13 protein-coding genes and 1 pseudogene are annotated in these 19,036 nt (G+C 71.8%); 12 read left to right on the forward strand and 2 right to left on the reverse strand.

Features of this window, described 5'->3' with window-relative positions; all coding sequences use genetic code 11:
* Positions 1-56 precede the first annotated feature (56 nt).
* Entirely contained in the window at positions 57-545 is a 489-nt protein-coding gene (locus tag OHO27_RS23440; protein WP_328426946.1) for a hypothetical protein, read from the forward strand.
* Positions 546-608: 63 nt separating this feature from the next.
* Here the strand turns inward: OHO27_RS23440 and serC are convergent, their stop codons facing one another.
* Positions 609-1,727, reverse strand: a complete 1,119-nt coding sequence (serC, locus tag OHO27_RS23445; RefSeq protein ID WP_328426947.1) for a phosphoserine transaminase — start codon at positions 1,725-1,727, stop codon at positions 609-611.
* Between the two features lie 180 nt (positions 1,728-1,907).
* On the opposite strand from serC, the gene OHO27_RS23450 reads away from it, so the two are divergent.
* The 3 genes from OHO27_RS23450 to OHO27_RS23460 all read left to right on the forward strand — a co-directional run bounded on the left by OHO27_RS23450 (position 1,908) and on the right by OHO27_RS23460 (position 7,384).
* Positions 1,908-4,883: an FAD-binding and (Fe-S)-binding domain-containing protein gene (locus OHO27_RS23450; RefSeq protein ID WP_328426948.1), complete on the forward strand. Its 2,976-nt coding sequence runs from the start codon at positions 1,908-1,910 to the stop codon at positions 4,881-4,883.
* A gap of 266 nt (positions 4,884-5,149) precedes the next feature.
* Entirely contained in the window at positions 5,150-6,274 is a 1,125-nt protein-coding gene (locus OHO27_RS23455; protein WP_328426949.1) for a lipid II:glycine glycyltransferase FemX, read from the forward strand.
* A 147-nt stretch (positions 6,275-6,421) separates the two neighbouring features.
* Positions 6,422-7,384 carry an EamA family transporter gene (locus OHO27_RS23460; RefSeq protein ID WP_328426950.1) on the forward strand — a complete coding sequence of 321 codons (963 nt, stop codon included), beginning with the start codon at positions 6,422-6,424 and terminating at the stop codon, positions 7,382-7,384.
* A 244-nt stretch (positions 7,385-7,628) separates the two neighbouring features.
* Here the strand turns inward: OHO27_RS23460 and OHO27_RS23465 are convergent, their stop codons facing one another.
* Entirely contained in the window at positions 7,629-8,306 is a 678-nt protein-coding gene (locus OHO27_RS23465; RefSeq protein ID WP_328430517.1) for a hypothetical protein, read from the reverse strand.
* A 495-nt stretch (positions 8,307-8,801) separates the two neighbouring features.
* Here OHO27_RS23465 and OHO27_RS23470 point away from each other — a divergent pair.
* From OHO27_RS23470 to OHO27_RS23505, 8 genes and pseudogenes are all read left to right on the forward strand, one after another.
* Positions 8,802-9,595, forward strand: a pseudogene (locus OHO27_RS23470) (TIGR03084 family metal-binding protein).
* A complete protein-coding gene (locus OHO27_RS23475) occupies positions 9,592-11,295 on the forward strand; it encodes an acyclic terpene utilization AtuA family protein (protein WP_328426952.1) in 1,704 nt (567 codons plus the stop codon). The pseudogene OHO27_RS23470 and the gene OHO27_RS23475 overlap by 4 nt, the downstream one beginning before the upstream one ends.
* Complete coding sequence (locus tag OHO27_RS23480) at positions 11,292-12,890, forward strand: acyl-CoA carboxylase subunit beta (protein WP_328426953.1); 1,599 nt, start codon at positions 11,292-11,294, stop codon at positions 12,888-12,890. The genes OHO27_RS23475 and OHO27_RS23480 overlap by 4 nt, the downstream gene beginning before the upstream one ends.
* 107 nt (positions 12,891-12,997) lie before the next feature.
* Positions 12,998-14,842, forward strand: a complete 1,845-nt coding sequence (locus tag OHO27_RS23485; protein WP_328426954.1) for an ATP-binding protein — start codon at positions 12,998-13,000, stop codon at positions 14,840-14,842.
* Between the two features lie 82 nt (positions 14,843-14,924).
* Positions 14,925-16,064, forward strand: coding sequence for an acyl-CoA dehydrogenase family protein (locus OHO27_RS23490; protein WP_328426955.1), 1,140 nt, complete (start codon positions 14,925-14,927; stop codon positions 16,062-16,064).
* Positions 16,065-16,101: 37 nt separating this feature from the next.
* Positions 16,102-17,679, forward strand: coding sequence for a 4-coumarate--CoA ligase family protein (locus OHO27_RS23495; protein WP_328426956.1), 1,578 nt, complete (start codon positions 16,102-16,104; stop codon positions 17,677-17,679).
* A complete protein-coding gene (locus OHO27_RS23500) occupies positions 17,676-18,410 on the forward strand; it encodes an enoyl-CoA hydratase family protein (protein ID WP_328426957.1) in 735 nt (244 codons plus the stop codon). Before OHO27_RS23495 ends, OHO27_RS23500 begins: the two co-directional genes overlap by 4 nt.
* The gene (locus OHO27_RS23505; RefSeq protein ID WP_328426958.1) at positions 18,398-19,021 is read left to right on the forward strand and encodes a TetR/AcrR family transcriptional regulator; all 624 of its coding nucleotides are present in this window, start codon (positions 18,398-18,400) and stop codon (positions 19,019-19,021) included. Before OHO27_RS23500 ends, OHO27_RS23505 begins: the two co-directional genes overlap by 13 nt.
* The last annotated feature ends 15 nt before the right edge of the window (positions 19,022-19,036 follow it).

Raw genomic sequence — 19,036 nt, forward strand, 5'->3', positions numbered from 1 at the left:
CGCCGGGCGCCCTCAAATTCGTCCACCCGTTGGTCCTGGGGCCCGGAATCCTGCCCGTGATCACCCAGGCGGAGGAGGCGGCCCAGGACCTTGGCGTCGCGGCCTTCTCCGCGCTCGCGTACACCAAGGATCCGGGTCTGACTGCGATACGGGACGCGCTGGCGTCAGGGATGGCAGACGAGGCCGAGAAGTCCAAGGGCCATGCCGAGACTGACGAGGGCGGGGACGTGGACCGTGTGGACTGGGCGGAAATCGTCGAGGTCGGTCTGGGTGAGGGCCCGGGCCGCGACTATTGGAGGCACCTGATGGCCACTTACACCCCGAACTTCCCCGGCAGCAACACCATCGTCGAAGAGTCGTGGCTCGAGGGCAAGGCGGAGGGCAAGGCCGAGGACATCCTGCGCATTCTCGGTGTACGGGGTATCGAGGTCTCCGACTCCGTCCGGGAGCGGGTCACCGCCTGCACCGACCTCGACGTGCTGGGGGCCTGGCTCGACCGCTCCCTGAGCGTGGCGGACGCCGAGGAGTTGTTCGTCGAGGAGTAGAACGCGTGAAGGGCGCCCCGCGGTGATCCGCCGGGCGCCCTTCGTGCGTTGTAGCGGAAGCGGCTACAGCTTCTCGATGACGTAGTCGACGCACTTCGTCAGGGCCTCGACGTCCGCCGGGTCGATCGCCGGGAACATCGCGACGCGGAGCTGGTTGCGGCCGAGCTTGCGGTAGGGCTCGGTGTCGACGATGCCGTTGGCGCGCAGGACCTTGGCGACGGCGGCGGCGTCGATCTCGTCCGTGAAGTCGATCGTGCCGATGACCGCCGAGCGCTTGGCCGGGTCGGTGACGAACGGGTTGGCGTACTTGATGTCCTCGGCCCAGCCGTACAGGGTGCGGGCGGAGGTGGCGGTGCGGCGGACGGCCCAGTCCAGGCCGCCCTGGCCGTTGATCCACTCCAGCTGATGGTTGAGCATGAAGAGGGTGGCCAGGGCCGGGGTGTTGTACGTCTGGTTCTTGCGGGAGTTGTCGATCGCCGTGGGCAGCGAGAAGAACTCCGGGATGTGGCGGCCGGAGGCGTGGACGCGCTCTGCGCGCTCGATCGCGGCCGGGGAGAAGACACCGATCCACAGGCCGCCGTCGGAGGCGAAGGACTTCTGCGGGGCGAAGTAGTAGACGTCCGTCTCGGACACGTCGACGGGGAGGCCGCCGGCGCCGGAGGTGGCGTCGACCAGGACCAGCGAGCCCTCGTCGGCACCTGCCACGCGCTTGATCGGCATGGCGACGCCGGTCGAGGTCTCGTTGTGGGTGTAGGCGTACACGTCGACGCCCGACTGGGCGACCGGCTCCGGGTGGGTGCCCGGGTCGCTGGTGATGACGTCCGGCTCGGCGAGCCACGGGGCGAGCTTCGCGGCCTTGGCGAACTTGGAGCTGAACTCGCCGAACGTGAGGTGCTGCGACTTGTTCTCGATCAGGCCGTGCGTCGCGATGTCCCAGAAGGCGGTCGAGCCGCCGTTGCCGAGGACGACCTCGTAGCCGTCGGGGAGCTGGAACAGCTCGCTGATGCCCTCGCGCACCTGGCCGACCAGGTTCTTGACCGGGGCCTGGCGGTGGGAGGTGCCGAGCAGGGAGGTTCCGGTGGCGGCCAGCGCGTCCAGCGCTTCCGTCCGCACCTTGGAGGGGCCCGCGCCGAAACGTCCGTCGGCGGGCTTGATGTCAGCGGGAATCTGGATCTCAGCCACGGTGGGAGCGTAGCTGTTTCGGGAAACCTTGGTGAAACCTCGTCCGTCGGGTGAGACGGCGTTTCGGCAGGCGTCGGACCTGGGGGCTGCCGCCCCCAGACCCCCGCTTCGGCCTGAACGGCCTCGTCCTCAAGCGCCGGACGGGCTGGAATGCCGGACGTCGGCTGGTTTGCTGGAGGGATGACGGATCTCGAAGCTGCGCTGCGTACCGTCGTCCGGGGTGAGGTCGGGTTCGATGTCACCTCCCGGGCGTTGACCACCATGGACGCGTCCAACTACCGACGCGTCCCGTTGGGTGTGGTGGCGCCACATGACGCCGACGACGTCGCAGCCGTGCTGGAGGTATGCCGGGACCACATGGTGCCGGTCGTGGCACGTGGCGGAGGTACCTCGATCGCGGGACAGGCCACCGGCACCGGTGTCGTGCTGGACTTCACCCGCCACATGAACCGGCTCGTGTCCCTGGACGCGGACACGCGCACCGCCGTCGTCCAGCCCGGCCTCGTCCTCGACCGGCTCCAGGACGCCGCCGCCCCGCACGGGCTCCGCTTCGGCCCCGACCCCTCCACCCACAGCCGCTGCACGCTCGGCGGAATGATCGGCAACAACTCCTGCGGCTCGCACTCGGTGGCGTGGGGGACGACCGCGGACAGCGTGCGGGAGCTGGACGTGATCGGCGGGCGTGGGGAAGGGCTGCGGCTCGGGCAGGGGTGGGCCGGTGCGCCGCAGGGGCTGCGGGAGCTGGTCGAGGGGGACCTGACCCGGCTGCGGACGGGCTTCCCCGAACTGCCCCGCCGTATCTCCGGATACGCGCTGGACGCCCTGCTGCCCGAGAACGGTGCCGACGTCGCCCGTTCCTTCTGCGGGAGCGAGGGCACCCTCGGGATCCTCACCGAAGCGGTCGTACGGCTGGTGGAGGCGCCACGCGCGCGGGCGCTGGCCGTGCTGGCCTACCCCGACGAGAGCGCCGCCGCGGAAGCGGCCGCCGGGTTGTTGCCGTACGGGCCGCTGACCGTGGAGGGCATGGCGCAGGACCTGGCGCCGGAGTCTGCCGCCGCCGTGCTGCCGCGGGGCGGGGCCTGGCTGTTCGTCGAGACGGGCGGGGAGTCGGAGAGCGAGGCACGCGCGCGTGCGGAGGGGATCGTGCGGGCCGCCGATGTCGTCGACGCGGTCGTCGTCACCGATCCGGCCGGGCAGCGGGCCCTTTGGCGCATCCGGGAGGACGCGAGCGGTACGGCGACCCGGATGCCGGACGGCAGCGAGGCCTGGCCCGGCTGGGAGGACTGTGCGGTGCCGCCCGAGCGCCTCGGGGCGTATCTGCGGGACTTCCGCGCGCTGCTGACCGCGCACGGGCTGCGCGGGACGCCGTACGGGCACTTCGGGGACGGCTGCATCCACGTCCGTATCGACTTCGACCTGCTGACGGAGGCGGGTATCGGTCGCTTCCGGCGCTTCTCGGAGGAACTCGCCGAGGTTGTCGTGGCGCACGGCGGCTCGCTGTCGGGGGAGCACGGGGACGGGCAGGCGCGCGCCGAACTGCTGCCGAGGATGTACGGAGAGGAGATGGTCGCCCTCTTCGAGCGGGCCAAGGGGGTGTGGGACCCGGATGATCTGCTCAACCCGGGGATGCTGGTGCGCCCCGCCCCCCTCGACTCCAACCTCCGCTTCTCCGTGCTGCCGGGCAAGCCTGTGGACGTCGCCTTCGGTTACCCGGCCGACGGCGGGGACTTCTCGGCGGCCGTACGGCGGTGCGTCGGGGTCGCCAAGTGCCGTACGACGTCGGCGACCGGCCCCGCGGTCATGTGCCCGTCCTTCCGGGCCACGGGCGCCGAGGAGCACTCCACGCGCGGGCGTGCCCGGCTGCTGCACGAGATGCTCGCCGGGGAACTGGTGACCGACGGGTGGCGGTCGACGGAGGTGCGGGACGCGCTCGATCTGTGCCTGGCCTGCAAGGGGTGCCGGTCCGACTGTCCCGTCGAGGTCGACATGGCCACGTACAAGGCGGAGTTCCTGCACCACCACTACGAGGGACGGCGCCGTCCGGCCGCGCACCACAGCATGGGGCGGCTGCCCCAGTGGCTGCGCGTCGTGGCACGCACGCGTACCGCGGTGCTGGTCAACGCCCTGGCCGCCGTACGGCCGTTGGCGTGGCTGGCGAAACGGCTCGGCGGGATCGCTCCCGAGCGGGCGATTCCGCGGCTGGCGGCGCGGACGTTCAGCCGGTGGTGGGAGCGGCGGGAGAAGCCTCCCGTCGGCTCGGACGGCGCCCTGGTCATCCTGTGGCCGGACACCTTCACCGAGCACCTCGCGCCGTCCGTGGGCCAGTCGGCCGTACGCGTGCTGGAGGCGGCCGGGCTGCGGGTGGCGCTCCCGCCGACGGTGCGGCTGAAGACGCCGCCCGGGAGCGGCGGTGCGGAGGTGACCGTGGCGCTGGATCCGGTGTCGCTCCTACGGGGCCGGGAGCGGGTCTGCTGCGGGTTGACGTACGTCTCTACCGGGCAGCTCGACCGCGCCCGCGCGGTGCTGCGGCGCACGCTCGACCTCATGGAGCCGGTGCTGGCGACGGACGCCCCGGTCGTCGTCCTGGAGCCGAGCTGTGCCGCCGCACTGCGCGCGGACCTCCCGGAGCTCCTCCACGACGACCCACGGGCCCGTGTCCTGGCCGACCGCGTCCTGACCTTCGCGGAGACGCTGGAGCGCCACGCCCCCGACTGGACGCCGCCCCGCGTGGACCGGCCCGCGGTCGGACAGACGCACTGCCATCAGCACGCGGTCCTGGGGGACGCGGCCGACCGCCGGCTGCGCGAGGCCGCGGGGCTCGCCGGGGACCTGAGCGGCGGCTGCTGCGGACTCGCGGGCAACTTCGGGTTCGAGAAGGGGCACTTCGAGGTGTCGGTGGCGTGTGCGGAGGAGCGGCTGCTGCCGGCGGTGCGGGGAGCGGGGGAGGACGCCGTGGTGCTGGCGGACGGGTTCTCCTGCCGGACGCAGCTGGAGCAGGTGGGGGGTGTGCCGGGGCGGCATCTGGCGGAGGTGCTGGCGGAGCGGTTGGAGGGGGCGGGTGACCGGGGGGTGGTGAGTGCTCTCCGGCCGGGGCGGTGGGTGCTCGACGGCCGGGGATCGGGTGTTCCCGGCGGGTCGGCGTCCTGGGCTGGGTGATGGAGTGTGGCGGCTCACCCGCGCCCGCCCCCCCGCTGGGCGCGTGGGGCCCGGGACGCGTGACTCGGGGAGAGTGAGTGCGCTCCGGCCCGGTGGCGGCGGGTGCGCTCCGGCCGCGCGGGGGTGTTCCCGGTGGGCCGGCGTCCTGGGCTGGACGCGGAGTGCGGTGGCTCGCACGCTCCGGTGCCCGCGCTGCGCGCGCGGGGCCGGGAACGGCTGCATACGCTGGCCGGACACCGACACTGCCGCCCAAGGGAGCCCCGCACATGGCCCTCCGCGTCCAGTCCATCTCCCGCGACGAACATCTCGCGTTCGTCGCGGCCCGCCCGTCCGCGAGCCATATGCAGGTCCCGTCCTGGGGGGAAGTGAAGCCGGACTGGCGGGCGGAGAGCCTGGGATGGTTCGACGAGGAGGGGCGGCAGGTGGGGGCCGGGCTCGTGCTCTACCGCCCGCTGCCGAAGCTGAAGAAGTACCTCGCCTACCTCCCCGAGGGCCCGCTCGTCGACTGGTACGCCCCCGACCTGTGCGAGCGCTGGCTCGAACCGCTGCTCGCCCACCTCAGGCGGCAGGGCGCCTTCTCGGTCAAGATGGGCCCGCCCGTCGTCGTCCGCCGCTGGAGCACCGAGGCGGTGAAGGCGGCCATCGCCGACCCGGCCGCCCGGCGGCTGCGGGACGCGGAGCCGACGTCGTACGAACAGGGCGCCCTCGACATCGCCGAACGGCTGCGGCGGGCCGGCTGGCGGCAGACCGAGCCGGGCGGCGAGGAGGGCTTCGCGGCCGGGCAGCCGCGATACGTGTGCCAGGTGCCGTTCGGCGGCCGGTCGCTGGACGACATCCAGCGCGGCCTCAACCAGCAGTGGCGGCGCAACATCAAGAAGGCCGAGAAGGCCGGGGTGAAGGTCGTGCGCGGCGGCTACGAGGACCTGCCCGCCTTCTACGAGCTCTACGCCGAGACCGCCGAGCGCGACCGTTTCATCCCGCGCCCCCTGCCCTATTTCCAGCGCATGTGGACCGCGCTCACCGCCGAGCACCCCGACCGGATGCGGCTGTACCTCGCCCACCACGACGGCGACACCCTCGCCGCCGCCACCATGCTCACCGTCGGCAACCACATCTGGTACTCCTACGGCGCCTCCACCAGCCACAAGCGCGAGGTCCAGCCCAACAACGCCATGCAGTGGCGCATGATGTCCGACGCCCACGAGCTCGGCGCCGCCGTCTACGACTTCCGCGGCATCACCGACACCCTGGAGGAGTCGAACCATCTGCTGGGCCTGCTGCGGTTCAAGGTGGGGGCGGGCGGTGAGGCCGTCGAGTACCTGGGGGAGTGGGACTTCCCGCTCAACCGGCTGCTGCACAAGGCGCTGGATCTGTACATGGCACGGCGGTAGCTCGCGCGGGGTCGGCGGAGCTCGCCCGTCCACACTCTGGGACAGTGGCATAACAGGTTCACACACCTGACGATGTCCACTACCTTGGACTGGGCAGTACAGCCCGCTGAACAGACCGCAGCCCCCGAGCCGAGTACTGGAACGCCCGTGAGTACCCCTGATGCCGCAGCCGTCCCCGCCGCAGCCGCCACGTCCTCGCCGACCCGCGGCCGGGCCGTTCCCGAGCCGACGGCCGGCGGCCCGCGCCGTTGGGGCTCCTTCGGTCCCGTCGGGCTGGTGCTTGCCGGAGGGATCTCCGTGCAGTTCGGCGGCGCTCTGGCGGTGAGCCTGATGCCGCGGGCCGGGGCGCTCGGTGTGGTGGCGTTGCGGCTGCTGGTCGCGGCGGTCGTCCTGCTGCTGATCTGCCGGCCCCGGCTGCGCGGCCACTCCCGCACGGACTGGGGAACGGTGGTCGTCTTCGGTATCACGATGGCCGCGATGAACGGGCTCTTCTACCAGTCGGTCGCCCGTATCCCGCTGGGACCCGCGGTCACCCTTGAGGTGCTCGGCCCGCTCGCCCTGTCCGTGCTGTCCTCGCGCCGGGCGGTCAACGTCGTGTGGGCCGGACTCGCCCTCGCCGGGGTCTTCCTCCTCGGCGGCGGAGGCTTCGGCAGCCTCGACCCCGTAGGTGTCGCCTTTGCCCTGGCTGCGGGCGCCATGTGGGCGGCCTACATCATCTTCAGCGCTCGTACGGGCCGACGCTTTCCTCAGGCCGACGGCCTGGCGCTGGCGATGGGGGTGGGAGCCGTACTGTTCCTCCCCCTGGGTATCGCCGAATCGGGCACGAAGCTCCTCGACCCCGTCACGGTCACCCTGGGCGCGGCCGTGGCCATCCTCTCCTCGGTCCTCCCCTACACCCTCGAACTCCTCGCCCTGCGCCGCCTCCCCGCAGCGACCTTCGCCATCCTGATGAGCCTGGAACCGGCCGTCGCCGCCACCGCCGGCTTCCTCATCCTCAACCAGTCCCTCTCCGCCCTGCAGGCCTTGGCCATCGCCCTGGTCATCGCGGCGAGCATGGGCGCGGTGCGGACACAGGTGCGGCAGGGGCGGGCACCGGCGGAGAAGGCTTAGGCGGGGTCCCGCCCGGGCGGCGACTTCGTCTTCAGGGCCGAGTCGAGGCTCCGCCGTCCCTATGCCGTGCTGGGTGCGCGGCCGGTGCCGTCTCCGCAGGCCGACGGCTGTCGCTGAGGCGGGGCGGTGTGCATGGGTGCGGTGCGGGCAGTGGTGGGGCGGGTGGGGGCGTCGGCACAGAAGGGCTATGCGGGGTGGCGGCCCGGTGGTCTTGCCTCGCCCGGGCCTGCTTGCGGCCTCACCGTCACGCCGGGGCCGGACCCTGTCGCATCAGCAGCCCCTGCAGGCCGATGCCGTGCTGGGTGCGCAGTCGGTGCAGTTCCCACAGGCCCACCGCCGTCACCGAGACGGGGGCGCCGAGCATGAACAGGATCCGGACCGCTACCGGCACGCCCGTATAGGCGCCCGTGAACAGGTCGATCAGGGCCATCTCCCAGACCAGCGTCATGGCCAGCAGCGGTGGCATCGTCTCGTGGATGTCGGCAGTGCGGAACACGTGGAGGAGGGACAGGCCGATGCCCGCGATGACGAAGGGCAGCACCCACACGAAGGTGAGCGTGATGCCGGTGTAAGTGAGGACGGACATCACCGGGTTGGTCGCGAAACGGCCGTCGACGAAGCCGGTGAGCACGGAGGCCGGGAACACGAAGACCGCGGCCACCAGGGCGACCATCGCGCCGAAGCACTTCGCCGCCCGGCGCAGCAGCTCCCGCCTGGCCGAGGCGGAGGCCAGGGCGAGCAGGACGCCCACGACGACCGGGAAGGTCACGCAGAGCACCAGGACGCTGATCCAGGACTGGTTCAGACGGTCGCTCGCGACGTCGCCCACCGAGTCGGCGACCCTGACCGAGTCGGCGATCTTGTAGGTGACCGACATCCACACCACGGCGGCCAGTCCCACCAGGGTGCGGATCCGCTGCATGCGGGCCACGACCGGGTCCTGCACGATGCCGGGCCTGGACGGCTTGAACACCCTGCGTGCGACGGGGACGGGACCGATCTGCCGCCACAGCCGCGTGAGGGCCCGGGCGGGGCGGCCGGGCGGTACGGATACGGCGGATACGGGTACGGCGCGTTGGGCTGCGGAGCGTAAGGGTGCGGGACCTGGGGCGGATACGGATATCCGCCGGCCGGCGGCGGCGGAGGAGGCGGCTGCTGGCCGTGCGGGTTGAAGGGCGGCTGCCCGCCCGGATTCCAGGTGCTCATGCTTGTGATTCCCCCGAGGTGTGACCGATGCGTTGCTGCCGCAACAGGCGCGACGCCCGAGTGTATTGATGGCACGCCGCACAGACACCCTTCCCCCGGTGAACACTTCTCAATTAATGCAAGCATGCTTGCTTGTTTTCGCACGCGCTGCCATGCTCCTCACCACGCCGCATCACCCACGCACACCGCCGTGCCCCGAGGGGAGCGCCCCGTGTCCGACCCGACGCCCGTGTTCGACGATCTGCGCGAGGAGAGCGAGGAACTCGACCGGCTGGTAGCCGGGTTGAGCCCCGAGCAGTGGGCGCTCGCGACTCCGGCGCCCGGCTGGAGCGTCGCCCACCAGATCGCGCACCTCGCCTGGACGGACCACTCGGCGCTGCTGGCGGTGACCGACGTGGAGGCGTTCCACACGCTGGTGGAGAAGGCGCTGGTGACACCGGGGTCGTTCGTGGACGAAGGCGCGGACGAGGGGCCGCGCTGCCGCCCGCCGAGCTGCTGGCGCGCTGGCGGGAAGGGCGGGCCGCCCTCGACACGGCGTTGCGCGAGGCACCACACGGCACCAAATTCCCCTGGTACGGCCCTCCTATGTCCGCCGCCTCCATGGCCACGGCCCGACTCATGGAGACCTGGGCCCATGGTCTGGATGTCGCCGAAGCAGCCGATGTGGTGCGCGCACCCACCGACCGGCTCAGGCATGTGGTGTGGATCGGGGTGCGGACCCGCGACTTCGCCTTCGGTGTGCACGGACTCCCGGCGCCTGTCGACCCCTTCCGCGTCGAACTCGTCGCACCCTCCGGTGAGGTCTGGGCGTACGGCCCCGAAGACGCCCCGCAGCGCGTCACCGGCCCCGCCCTCGACTTCTGCCTCCTGGTCACCCAGCGCGCCCACCGCCGCGACCTCGCCCTGCGCGCCGAAGGCCCCGACGCCGACCGCTGGTTCGACATCGCCCAGGTCTTCGCGGGCCCGCCCGGCGCGGGCCGCGCACCCAAGGGGGCCGCCCGGTGACCTCGCCCCCGCCCCCGGCAGGGACGGTCCTGCGCATCGGCAACGCCTCCGGCTTCTACGGCGACCGCTTCGACGCCATGCGCGAGATGCTCACCGGCGGCGAACTGGACGTCCTCACCGGTGACTACCTCGCCGAACTCACCATGCTGATCCTCGGCCGGGACCGGCTGAAGGACCCCGGCGCCGGATACGCCCGCACCTTCCTGCGCCAGCTGGAGGAGTGCCTGGGGCTCGCGCACGAGCGGGGCGTCAGGATCGTCGCCAACGCGGGCGGGCTCAACCCGGCCGGACTCGCCGACGCCGTAAGGAAGTTGGCGGACCGGCTCGGCATCCCCGTACGCGTCGCCCATGTCGAGGGAGACGACCTCAAGGACCGGCACCCGGACAGCCTCGCCGCCCACGCCTACCTCGGGGGTTTCGGCATCGCCGCCTGTCTGAGCGAGGGCGCGGACATCGTCGTCACCGGGCGGGTGACGGACGCGGCCCTGGTCACCGGGCCCGCGGCCGCCCGCTTCGGGTGGGGCCCCGGCGACCACGACCGGCTCGCGGGCGCCGTGGTCGCCGGACATGTGCTGGAGTGCGGGGCACAGGCGACCGGCGGCAACTACGCGTTCTTCGACGAGGGCGGCGCCACCCGCCCCGGCTTCCCGCTCGCCGAGCTCCACGAGGACGGCACCTGCGTCATCACCAAGCATCCCGGCACCGGCGGCCTCGTGGACGTCGGCACGGTGACCGCCCAGCTGCTGTACGAGACCGGCGGTGCCCGGTACGCCGGACCGGACGTCACCGCCCGGCTGGACACCGTACGGCTCACGCAGGACGGTACCGACCGCGTCCGTATCGAGGGCGTACGGGGTGAGGCCCCGCCCCCGACACTCAAGGTCGGCCTCAATCGCCTCGGCGGCTTCCGCAACGAGGTCGTCTTCGTGCTGACCGGACTGGAGATCGAGGCGAAAGCCTCTCTTGTGCGGCGGCAGATGAGTGAGGCGTTCGCCAAGTCGCGGCCCGCCGAGGTTCGTTGGGATCTGGTCCGCACCGACCAGCCCGACGCCTCCACCGAGGAGACCGCGAGCGCGCTGCTCCGGCTGGTCGTACGGGACCACGACCAGGAGAAGGTCGGCCGGGTGCTGAGCGGCGCCGCTGTGGAGCTGGCGCTCGCCAGCTACCCCGGCTTCCATGTGCTTTCGCCACCGGGAAAGGGCACCCCGTATGGGGTCTTCGAGGATGTGTACGTCCCCCACGGTGCCGTCGACCATGTGGCAGTCCTCCACGACGGCCGCCGTATCCCCGTGCCGCCGGCCCACGACACCCTCGTACTGGAAGAAGCGCCGCAACCACCGCTGCCCGAGCCCCCGCTCGCTGCGGAGCCGACCCGTCGCGCCCCGCTCGGCCTCGTCGCCGGCGCCCGTAGCGGCGACAAGGGCGGGAACGCCAACGTCGGCGTGTGGGCGCGGACGGACGACGCCTGGCGCTGGCTCGCGCACGAGCTCACGGTCGAGCGGTTCCAGGAGCTGATTCCCGAGAGCCGCCGGCTGAAGGTCACCCGGCACCCCCTCCCCAACCTCCGCGCCCTCAACTTCGTCGTCGAGGGCATCCTCGGCGAGGGCGTCGCCGCCCAGCACCGCTTCGACCCGCAGGCCAAGGCCCTCGGCGAATGGCTGCGCTCTCGTCACCTGGACATCCCGGAGAGTCTGCTGTGACCGTCCTGCCCTCCACCCTGGACACCAACGGCCCCGACTACCGAGCCCACCGCGAGACCATGCTCGCCAAGCTCGCCGACCTCGACACCGAGCACACCAAGGCGCTCGCCGGAGGCGGCCCCAAGTACGTCGAACGGCATCGGGGGCGCGGCAAGCTGCTCGCCCGCGAGCGCATCGAGCTGCTCCTCGACCCCGACACGCCCTTCCTGGAGCTGTCCCCGCTGGCCGCCTGGGGCAGCGACTACGCCGTCGGCGCGTCCCTCGTCACCGGCATCGGCGTCGTCGAGGGTGTGGAGTGCCTGATCACGGCCAACGACCCGACCGTGCGCGGGGGAGCGAGCAATCCCTGGTCGCTGAAGAAGGCCCTTCGGGCGAACGACATCGCGCTCGCCAACCGGCTGCCCGTCGTCAACCTCGTCGAGTCGGGCGGAGCCGATCTCCCCTCCCAGAAGGAGATCTTCATCCCCGGGGGCGCCATCTTCCGGGACCTGACGCGGCTGTCGGCGGCCGGCATCCCCACTGTCGCGGTCGTCTTCGGCAACTCGACGGCCGGCGGCGCGTACGTCCCCGGCATGTCCGACCACGTGATCATGGTCAAGGAACGCGCCAAGGTGTTCCTCGGCGGCCCGCCCCTGGTGAAGATGGCGACCGGCGAGGAGAGCGACGACGAGTCGCTGGGCGGCGCGGAGATGCACGCGCGCGTGTCGGGCCTCGCGGACTATTTCGCCGTGGACGAACCGGACGCGCTGCGGCAGGCGCGGCGCGTGGTCGCCCGGCTCAATCACCGCAAGGCGTACGGCGATCCGGGCCCCGCCGAACCCCCCAAGTACTCCGCCGACGAACTCCTCGGCATCGTCCCCCGCGACCTCAAGACCCCCTTCGACCCGCGCGAGGTGATCGCCCGGATCGTCGACGCCTCCGACTTCGACGAGTTCAAGCCGATGTACGGCACGAGCCTGACCACCGGCTGGGCGGCCCTGCACGGCTATCCGATCGGCGTGCTGGCGAACGCCCAGGGGGTCCTGTTCAGCGAGGAGTCCCAGAAGGCGGCCCAGTTCATCCAACTGGCCAACCAGCGCGACATCCCGCTTCTCTTCCTGCACAACACCACCGGCTACATGGTGGGCAGCCAGTACGAGCAGGGCGGCATCATCAAGCACGGCGCGATGATGATCAACGCGGTCAGCAACAGCCGTGTGCCCCATCTCTCCGTCCTCATGGGCGCGTCCTACGGCGCCGGCCACTACGGCATGTGCGGCCGCGCCTACGACCCCCGCTTCCTCTTCGCCTGGCCCAGCGCCAAGTCGGCCGTCATGGGCCCCCAGCAGCTCGCCGGCGTGCTGTCGATCGTCGCCCGGCAGTCCGCGGCCGCCAAGGGGCAGCCGTACGACGAGGAGGGGGACGCGGCGCTGCGCGCCATGGTGGAGCAGCAGATCGAGTCGGAGTCGCTGCCCATGTTCCTGTCGGGGCGGCTGTACGACGACGGCGTCATTGATCCGCGCGACACCCGCACCGTCCTCGGTATGTGCCTGTCCGCCCTCCACACGGCCCCCTACGAGGGCGCACGCGGTGGCTTCGGCGTCTTCCGGATGTGAGGCCCCTTTTGCGGCTAAACCGCCGCCGCTCTCGCGGACCTGGTTGCTCGCCGCGGTGGTTCCTCAGTTGATGGTTGCGGTGATCTAGTGGAAAGAGAACACTCCTCATGATCAGAAAACTTCTGGTCGCCAACCGGGGCGAGATCGCCTGCCGCGTCTTCCGCACCTGCCGTGAGCTGGGAATCCGGACGGTGGCCGTGTACTCGGACGCCGACGCGAACGCCCTCCACGCGCGCGTGGCCGACACGGCCGTACGGCTGCCGGGAGCGGCGCCGGCCGACACGTACCTGGACGCCGGACTGATCGTGAAGGCGGCCGTGGCGTCCGGCGCGGACGCCGTGCACCCCGGCTACGGCTTCCTCTCCGAGAACGCCGACTTCGCACGCGCCGTCCTCGACGCGGGACTGGTCTGGATCGGCCCGCCGCCGGAGGCCATCGAGGCGATGGCATCCAAGACGCGGGCGAAGGAGCTGATGGGGCTGGCCCCCCTGGGGGAGGTCACCGAGGCCGACCTCCCCGTCCTGGTGAAGGCGGCCGCGGGCGGCGGAGGGCGCGGCATGCGGATCGTGCGCCGTCTGGAGGACCTGAGCGCCGCCCTCGTCAGCGCCCGCTCCGAGGCCGCGAGCGCCTTCGGCGACGGCGAGGTCTTCGTCGAGCCGTACGTCGAGAACGGCCGCCACGTCGAGGTCCAGATCCTCGCCGACACCCACGGCACGGTCTGGGCCCTCGGCACCCGGGACTGCTCCCTGCAGCGCCGCCACCAGAAGGTGATCGAGGAGTCCCCGGCGCCCGGACTCCCCGCGCAGCTCACCGACGAGCTGCACGCGCTGGCCGTGCGCGCCGCCCGCGCGGTCGACTACGTCGGCGCCGGCACGGTCGAGTTCCTGGTGGCCGGCGACAAGGCCCACTTCCTGGAGATGAACACCCGCCTCCAGGTCGAACACCCCGTGACGGAAGCCGTCTTCACCATCGACCTGGTCGCCGAACAGATCCGCGTCGCCGAAGGCCACGCCCTCGCCGACGACCCGCCACGCGCGCGCGGCCACGCCGTCGAGGCCCGCCTCTACGCCGAGGACCCGGCCCGCGACTGGGCCCCGCAGACCGGCACACTGCACCGGTTCGCCGTACCCGAGGGCGTCCGGCTGGACACCGGCTTCACCGACGGCGACGACATCGGCGTCCACTACGACCCCATGCTCGCCAAGCTCGTCGCCCACGCACCCACGCGCGCGGAGGCGGTCCGCAAGCTCGCCGGCGCCCTGGACCGGGCGACGCTGCACGGCCCGGTCACCAACCGGGACCTCCTCGTACGCTCCCTGCGCCACGAGGAGTTCACGTCCGCCCGCATGGACACCGGCTTCTACGACCGCCACCTCACCGACCTGGCCTGCTGTGGGACGGGCGACCCGTACGCCCCCTTGGCCGCCGCCCTCGCCGACGCCCACGGCCGCTCCCGCTTCGGCGGCTGGCGCAACGTGCCCTCACGGCCGCAGACCAAGCGCTACGAGGCGGCGGGCGAGGAGATCGAGGTCCACTACCGGCACACGCGCGCGGGCCTGGAGGCGGACGGGGTGCGCGTCGTACACGCCGAGGCCGCCCTGGTCGTACTCGAAGTGGACGGCGTACGCAGGAACTTCGAAGTCGCCCGGTACGGCGACGAGATCCACGTCAACGCCACCCGCCTCACCGCCCTGCCCCGCTTCCCCGACCCGACGGCCCAGCACGCGCCGGGCTCCCTCCTGGCCCCCATGCCGGGGACGGTCGTCCGTGTGGCCGAAGGCCTGACCGAGGGGGCGGCCGTGGACGCCGGCCAACCGCTGCTGTGGCTGGAGGCGATGAAGATGGAGCACAAGATCACAGCGCCGGTCACAGGAGCGCTGAGCGCCTTGCATGTGGTACCCGGCCAACAGGTAACGGTCGGCTCCTTGCTGGCAGTAGTGCAGGAGACCTAAGGGGCGCGGGACTGTATCGATATGCGGCTACCGCCGCGTGAGCGCGACCAGCCACAGACAACCCGCACCCGGAAGGAGTCCCATGCCCACCACTCTCGAAACCGAGGAACACAAGGCCCTACGAGCCGCCGTAGCCGCCCTCGGCAAACGCCACGGCCGCACCTACGACCGAGAAGAGCTCTGGTCCGAAGCAGCCAAGCTCGGATACCTCGGCGTCAACCTGCCGGAGGCATACGGCGGCGGAGGCGGCGGAATCGCCGAACTCTCCATCGTCTTGGAAGAACTGGGCGCCGCTGGCTGCCCCTTGCTGATGATGGTCGTGTCACCCGCCATCTGCGGCACAGTGATCGCCCGCTTCGGCACGGAAGCCCAAAAACAGGAGTGGCTCCCCGCCCTCGCCGACGGCACCCGCACCATGGCCTTCGGCATCACAGAACCCGACGCCGGCTCCAACAGCCACCGCATCACGACCACGGCTCACCGCGACCCGGACACCGGAGACTGGCTCCTCACCGGCCGCAAGGTCTTCATCTCCGGCGTCGACATCGCGGACGCGACCCTCATCGTCGGCCGCACCGAGGACGCCCGTACCGGCAGCCTCAAGCCCTGCCTGTTCATCGTCCCGCGCGACGCCGAAGGCTTCACACGCCGCCAGATCGACATGGAACTGAGCGCCGCGGAGAAGCAGTTCGAGCTGACCCTCGACGACGTACGGCTCCCCGCCGACGCCCTGGTCGGCGACGAGGACGCGGGTCTGCTCCAGCTCTTCGCCGGCCTCAACCCCGAACGCATCATGACGGCCGCCTTCGCGATCGGCATGGGCCGGTACGCCCTCGCGCGTGCCGTCGAGTACGCGCGCGACCGCACCGTCTGGAAGGCACCCATCGGCGCCCACCAGGCCATCGCACACCCCCTCGCCCAGGCGCACATCGACCTCGAACTGGCCCGCCTGATGATGCAGAAGGCGGCCTACCTGTACGACGCCGGTGACGACGTCGGCGCGGGTGAGGCCGCCAACATGGCCAAGTACGCGGCCGGGGAGGCCTGCGTGAAGGCCGTCGACCAGGCCGTGCACACCCTCGGCGGCAACGGGCTCACCCGCGAATTCGGCCTCGCCTCGTTGATAACCGCGGCGCGCGTGTCTCGTATTGCTCCGGTGAGCCGGGAGATGATTCTCAACTACGTCTCCCACCAGACCCTGGGCCTGCCCAAGTCGTACTGACGGGCACCCTGTCGGCACCGTGTCGCGAGGAGGAACCGTGTTCCGCAGCGAGTACGCAGACGTCCCGGCCGTAGAACTCCCCATCCACGAATTCGTGCTGGGCCGGGCTGCCGAGTTCGGTGACGCACCCGCGCTCATCGACGGCACGGACGGCACCACCCTCACGTACGAGCAACTCGACCGCTTCCACCGGCGGGTGGCAGCCGGCCTGGCCGAGGCGGGCGTCCGCAAGGGCGACGTCCTCGCCCTGCACAGCCCCAACACGGTCGCCTTCCCGACCGCGTTCTACGCCGCCACACGCGCGGGTGCCTCGGTCACGACCGTGCACCCGCTCGCCACGCCCGAGGAGTTCGCCAAGCAGCTGAAGGACTCGGCGGCCCGCTGGATCGTCACCGTCTCACCGCTGCTGGAGGCGGCACGCCGGGCCGCCGAACTCGCGGGCGGCGTGCAGGAGATCTTCGTGTGCGACGCCGCGCCCGGACACCGGTCGCTCCTCGACATGCTCGCGTCCGCCGCCCCCGAACCGCAGGTCGACGTCGACCCGGCGGCGGACGTCGCGGCTCTGCCGTACTCCTCCGGCACGACCGGCATCCCCAAGGGCGTGATGCTCACCCACCGCCAGATCGCCACGAACCTGGCCCAGCTCGAACCCGCGATATCCGCCGGCCCCGGCGACCGCATCCTCGCCGTGCTGCCCTTCTTCCACATCTACGGCCTGACCGCCCTGATGAACGCGCCCCTGAGGCTGGGCGCGACGGTCGTCGTGCTGCCCCGCTTCGACCTGGAGACCTTCCTCGCCGCCATCCAGAACCACCGCATCACCGGCCTGTACGTGGCCCCGCCGATCGTCCTGGCCCTCGCCAAGCACCCACTGGTCGCCCAGTACGACCTGTCGTCCTTGAAGTACATCATCAGCGCCGCCGCGCCCCTGGACGCCAAGCTCGCGGCCGCCTGCTCGCAGCGCCTCGGCCTGCCGCCGGTCGGCCAGGCGTACGGCATGACGGAACTGTCCCCCGGCACCCACGTCGTCCCCCTGGCCGCCATGCACGACGCGCCCGCCGGAACCGTCGGCAAGCTCATCGCCGGCACCGAGATGCGCATCGTCTCCCTCGACGACCCCGACAAGGACCTCGGCGCCGGCGAGTCCGGCGAGATCCTCATCCGCGGCCCCCAGGTCATGAAGGGCTACCTCGGCCGCCCCGACGCCACCGCCGCGATGATCGACACCGACGGCTGGCTGCACACCGGCGACGTGGGCCATGCGGACGAGAACGGCTGGCTGTTCGTCGTGGACCGCGTCAAGGAACTCATCAAGTACAAGGGCTTCCAGGTGGCCCCCGCCGAACTGGAGGCCCTCCTGCTCACCCACCCCGGCATCGCCGACGCGGCGGTCATCGGCGTCTACAACGACGACGGCAACGAGGTCCCGCACGCGTACGTGGTCCGCCAGCCGACCGTCACCGGCCTCTCCGAAGGGGAGGTCATGATGTACGTCGCCGAACAGGTCGCCCCTTACAAGCGCGTCCGTCAGGTCACGTTCATAGACGGCGTCCCGAGGGCCGCCTCCGGCAAGATCCTGCGCCGCGAACTGCGGGCACTCAGGGAGGACATGTGACGCTGCTCGGCCGTACACGCGCGCGGGGCGTCGAGACCCTCACCCTCGACTCCCCGGACAACCGCAACGCGCTCTCGGCGGCCCTCGTGGGCGAGCTGACCGACGCGCTGGCGGACTGCGCCAAGGACGCCGGCGTACGCGCGATCGTCCTCACCCACACCGGCAACACGTTCAGCGCGGGAGCGGACCTGCGTGACCCGCCCCCGCCGGACGCGCTGGTGGCGCTGCTGAGGCAGATCGTCGAACTGCCCAAACCGGTCGTCGCCCGCGTCACCGGCCACGTACGCGCGGGTGGCCTGGGCCTGCTCGCGGCCTGCGACATCTCGGCCGCCTCCCTCCAGGCCACCTTCGCCTTCACGGAGGTCCACATCGGCGTCGCCCCCGCGGTGATCTCACTGCCCCTCCTGCCCCGCACGGACCCCCGCGCCCTGGCCCGCTACTACCTCACCGGCGAACGCTTCACGGCGCCGGAGGCAGCCCGCATCGGCCTGCTCACCACCGCGGGCGAGGACGTCGACGAGGCACTGACCCCCGTCCTGGACGGCCTGCGCCGCGCCTCCCCCCAGGCCCTGGCCGAGACGAAAACGCTGCTCACGGCTAAGGTGCTGGAAGCCTTCGACCGGGACGCGGCGGACCTGACCGCGCTCTCGGCCCGGCTGTTCTCCTCCGACCAGGCCCATGAGGGGATGACGGCCTTCCTCGAAAGACGGGATCCCGCATGGGTGGTGTGACCACAGTCGGCGACCGCGCGGACCGCGCCGAGCGCGTACCGAAGCAGGACCGCAGCCGCGCCACCCGGCAACGCCTCCTGGAAGCCGCCGTGGCCTGCCTCGCCGAACACGGCTGGGCGGGCTCCACGGTCTCCGTCGTCGCCGAACGCGCCGGTGTCTCCCGCGGCGCCGCCCAGCACCACTTCCCGACCCGCGAGGACCTCTTCACGGCGGCGGTCGAGTACGTCGCCGAGGAACGCTCGACGGCCCTGCGCGCCCTGTTCCCGCAGGGCGCGGCGGGCGACCGGCGCGAGGTCGTCTCCGCCCTCGTGGACCTCTACACGGGCCCCCTGTTCCGCGCGGCCCTGCACCTTTGGGTGGCCGCCTCCAACGAGGATCAGCTACGGACGCGGGTCACGGAGCTGGAGGCCCGCGTCGGCCGCGAGACCCACCGGATAGCCGTTGACCTGCTGGGCGCGGACGAATCCCGCCCCGGCGTGCGGGAGACGGTCCAGGGCCTGCTGGACATGGCCCGCGGCCTGGGTCTCGCCAACCTCCTCACCGACGACGCGGCCCGCCGCGACCGCGTGGTGACGCAATGGGCGGTGCTGCTGGAGGAGGCGCTGGGCTGAGGCGCTGAGCCGCCC

It is taken from the genome of Streptomyces sp. NBC_00443 (assembly GCF_036014175.1).
In the GTDB taxonomy this organism is placed as follows: Bacteria; Actinomycetota; Actinomycetes; order Streptomycetales; family Streptomycetaceae; genus Streptomyces.

Excerpts from the sequence above, each read along its gene's own strand:
- OHO27_RS23490 (WP_328426955.1), top strand. The coding sequence starts at position 14,925 with ATGCCCACCACTCTCGAAACCGAGGAACACAAGGCCCTACGAGCCGCC.
- OHO27_RS23450 (WP_328426948.1), top strand. The coding sequence starts at position 1,908 with ATGACGGATCTCGAAGCTGCGCTGCGTACCGTCGTCCGGGGTGAGGTC.
- OHO27_RS23465 (WP_328430517.1), bottom strand. The coding sequence starts at position 8,306 with ATGCAGCGGATCCGCACCCTGGTGGGACTGGCCGCCGTGGTGTGGATG.
- OHO27_RS23455 (WP_328426949.1), top strand. The coding sequence starts at position 5,150 with ATGGCCCTCCGCGTCCAGTCCATCTCCCGCGACGAACATCTCGCGTTC.
- OHO27_RS23485 (WP_328426954.1), top strand. The coding sequence starts at position 12,998 with ATGATCAGAAAACTTCTGGTCGCCAACCGGGGCGAGATCGCCTGCCGC.
- OHO27_RS23505 (WP_328426958.1), top strand. The coding sequence starts at position 18,398 with ATGGGTGGTGTGACCACAGTCGGCGACCGCGCGGACCGCGCCGAGCGC.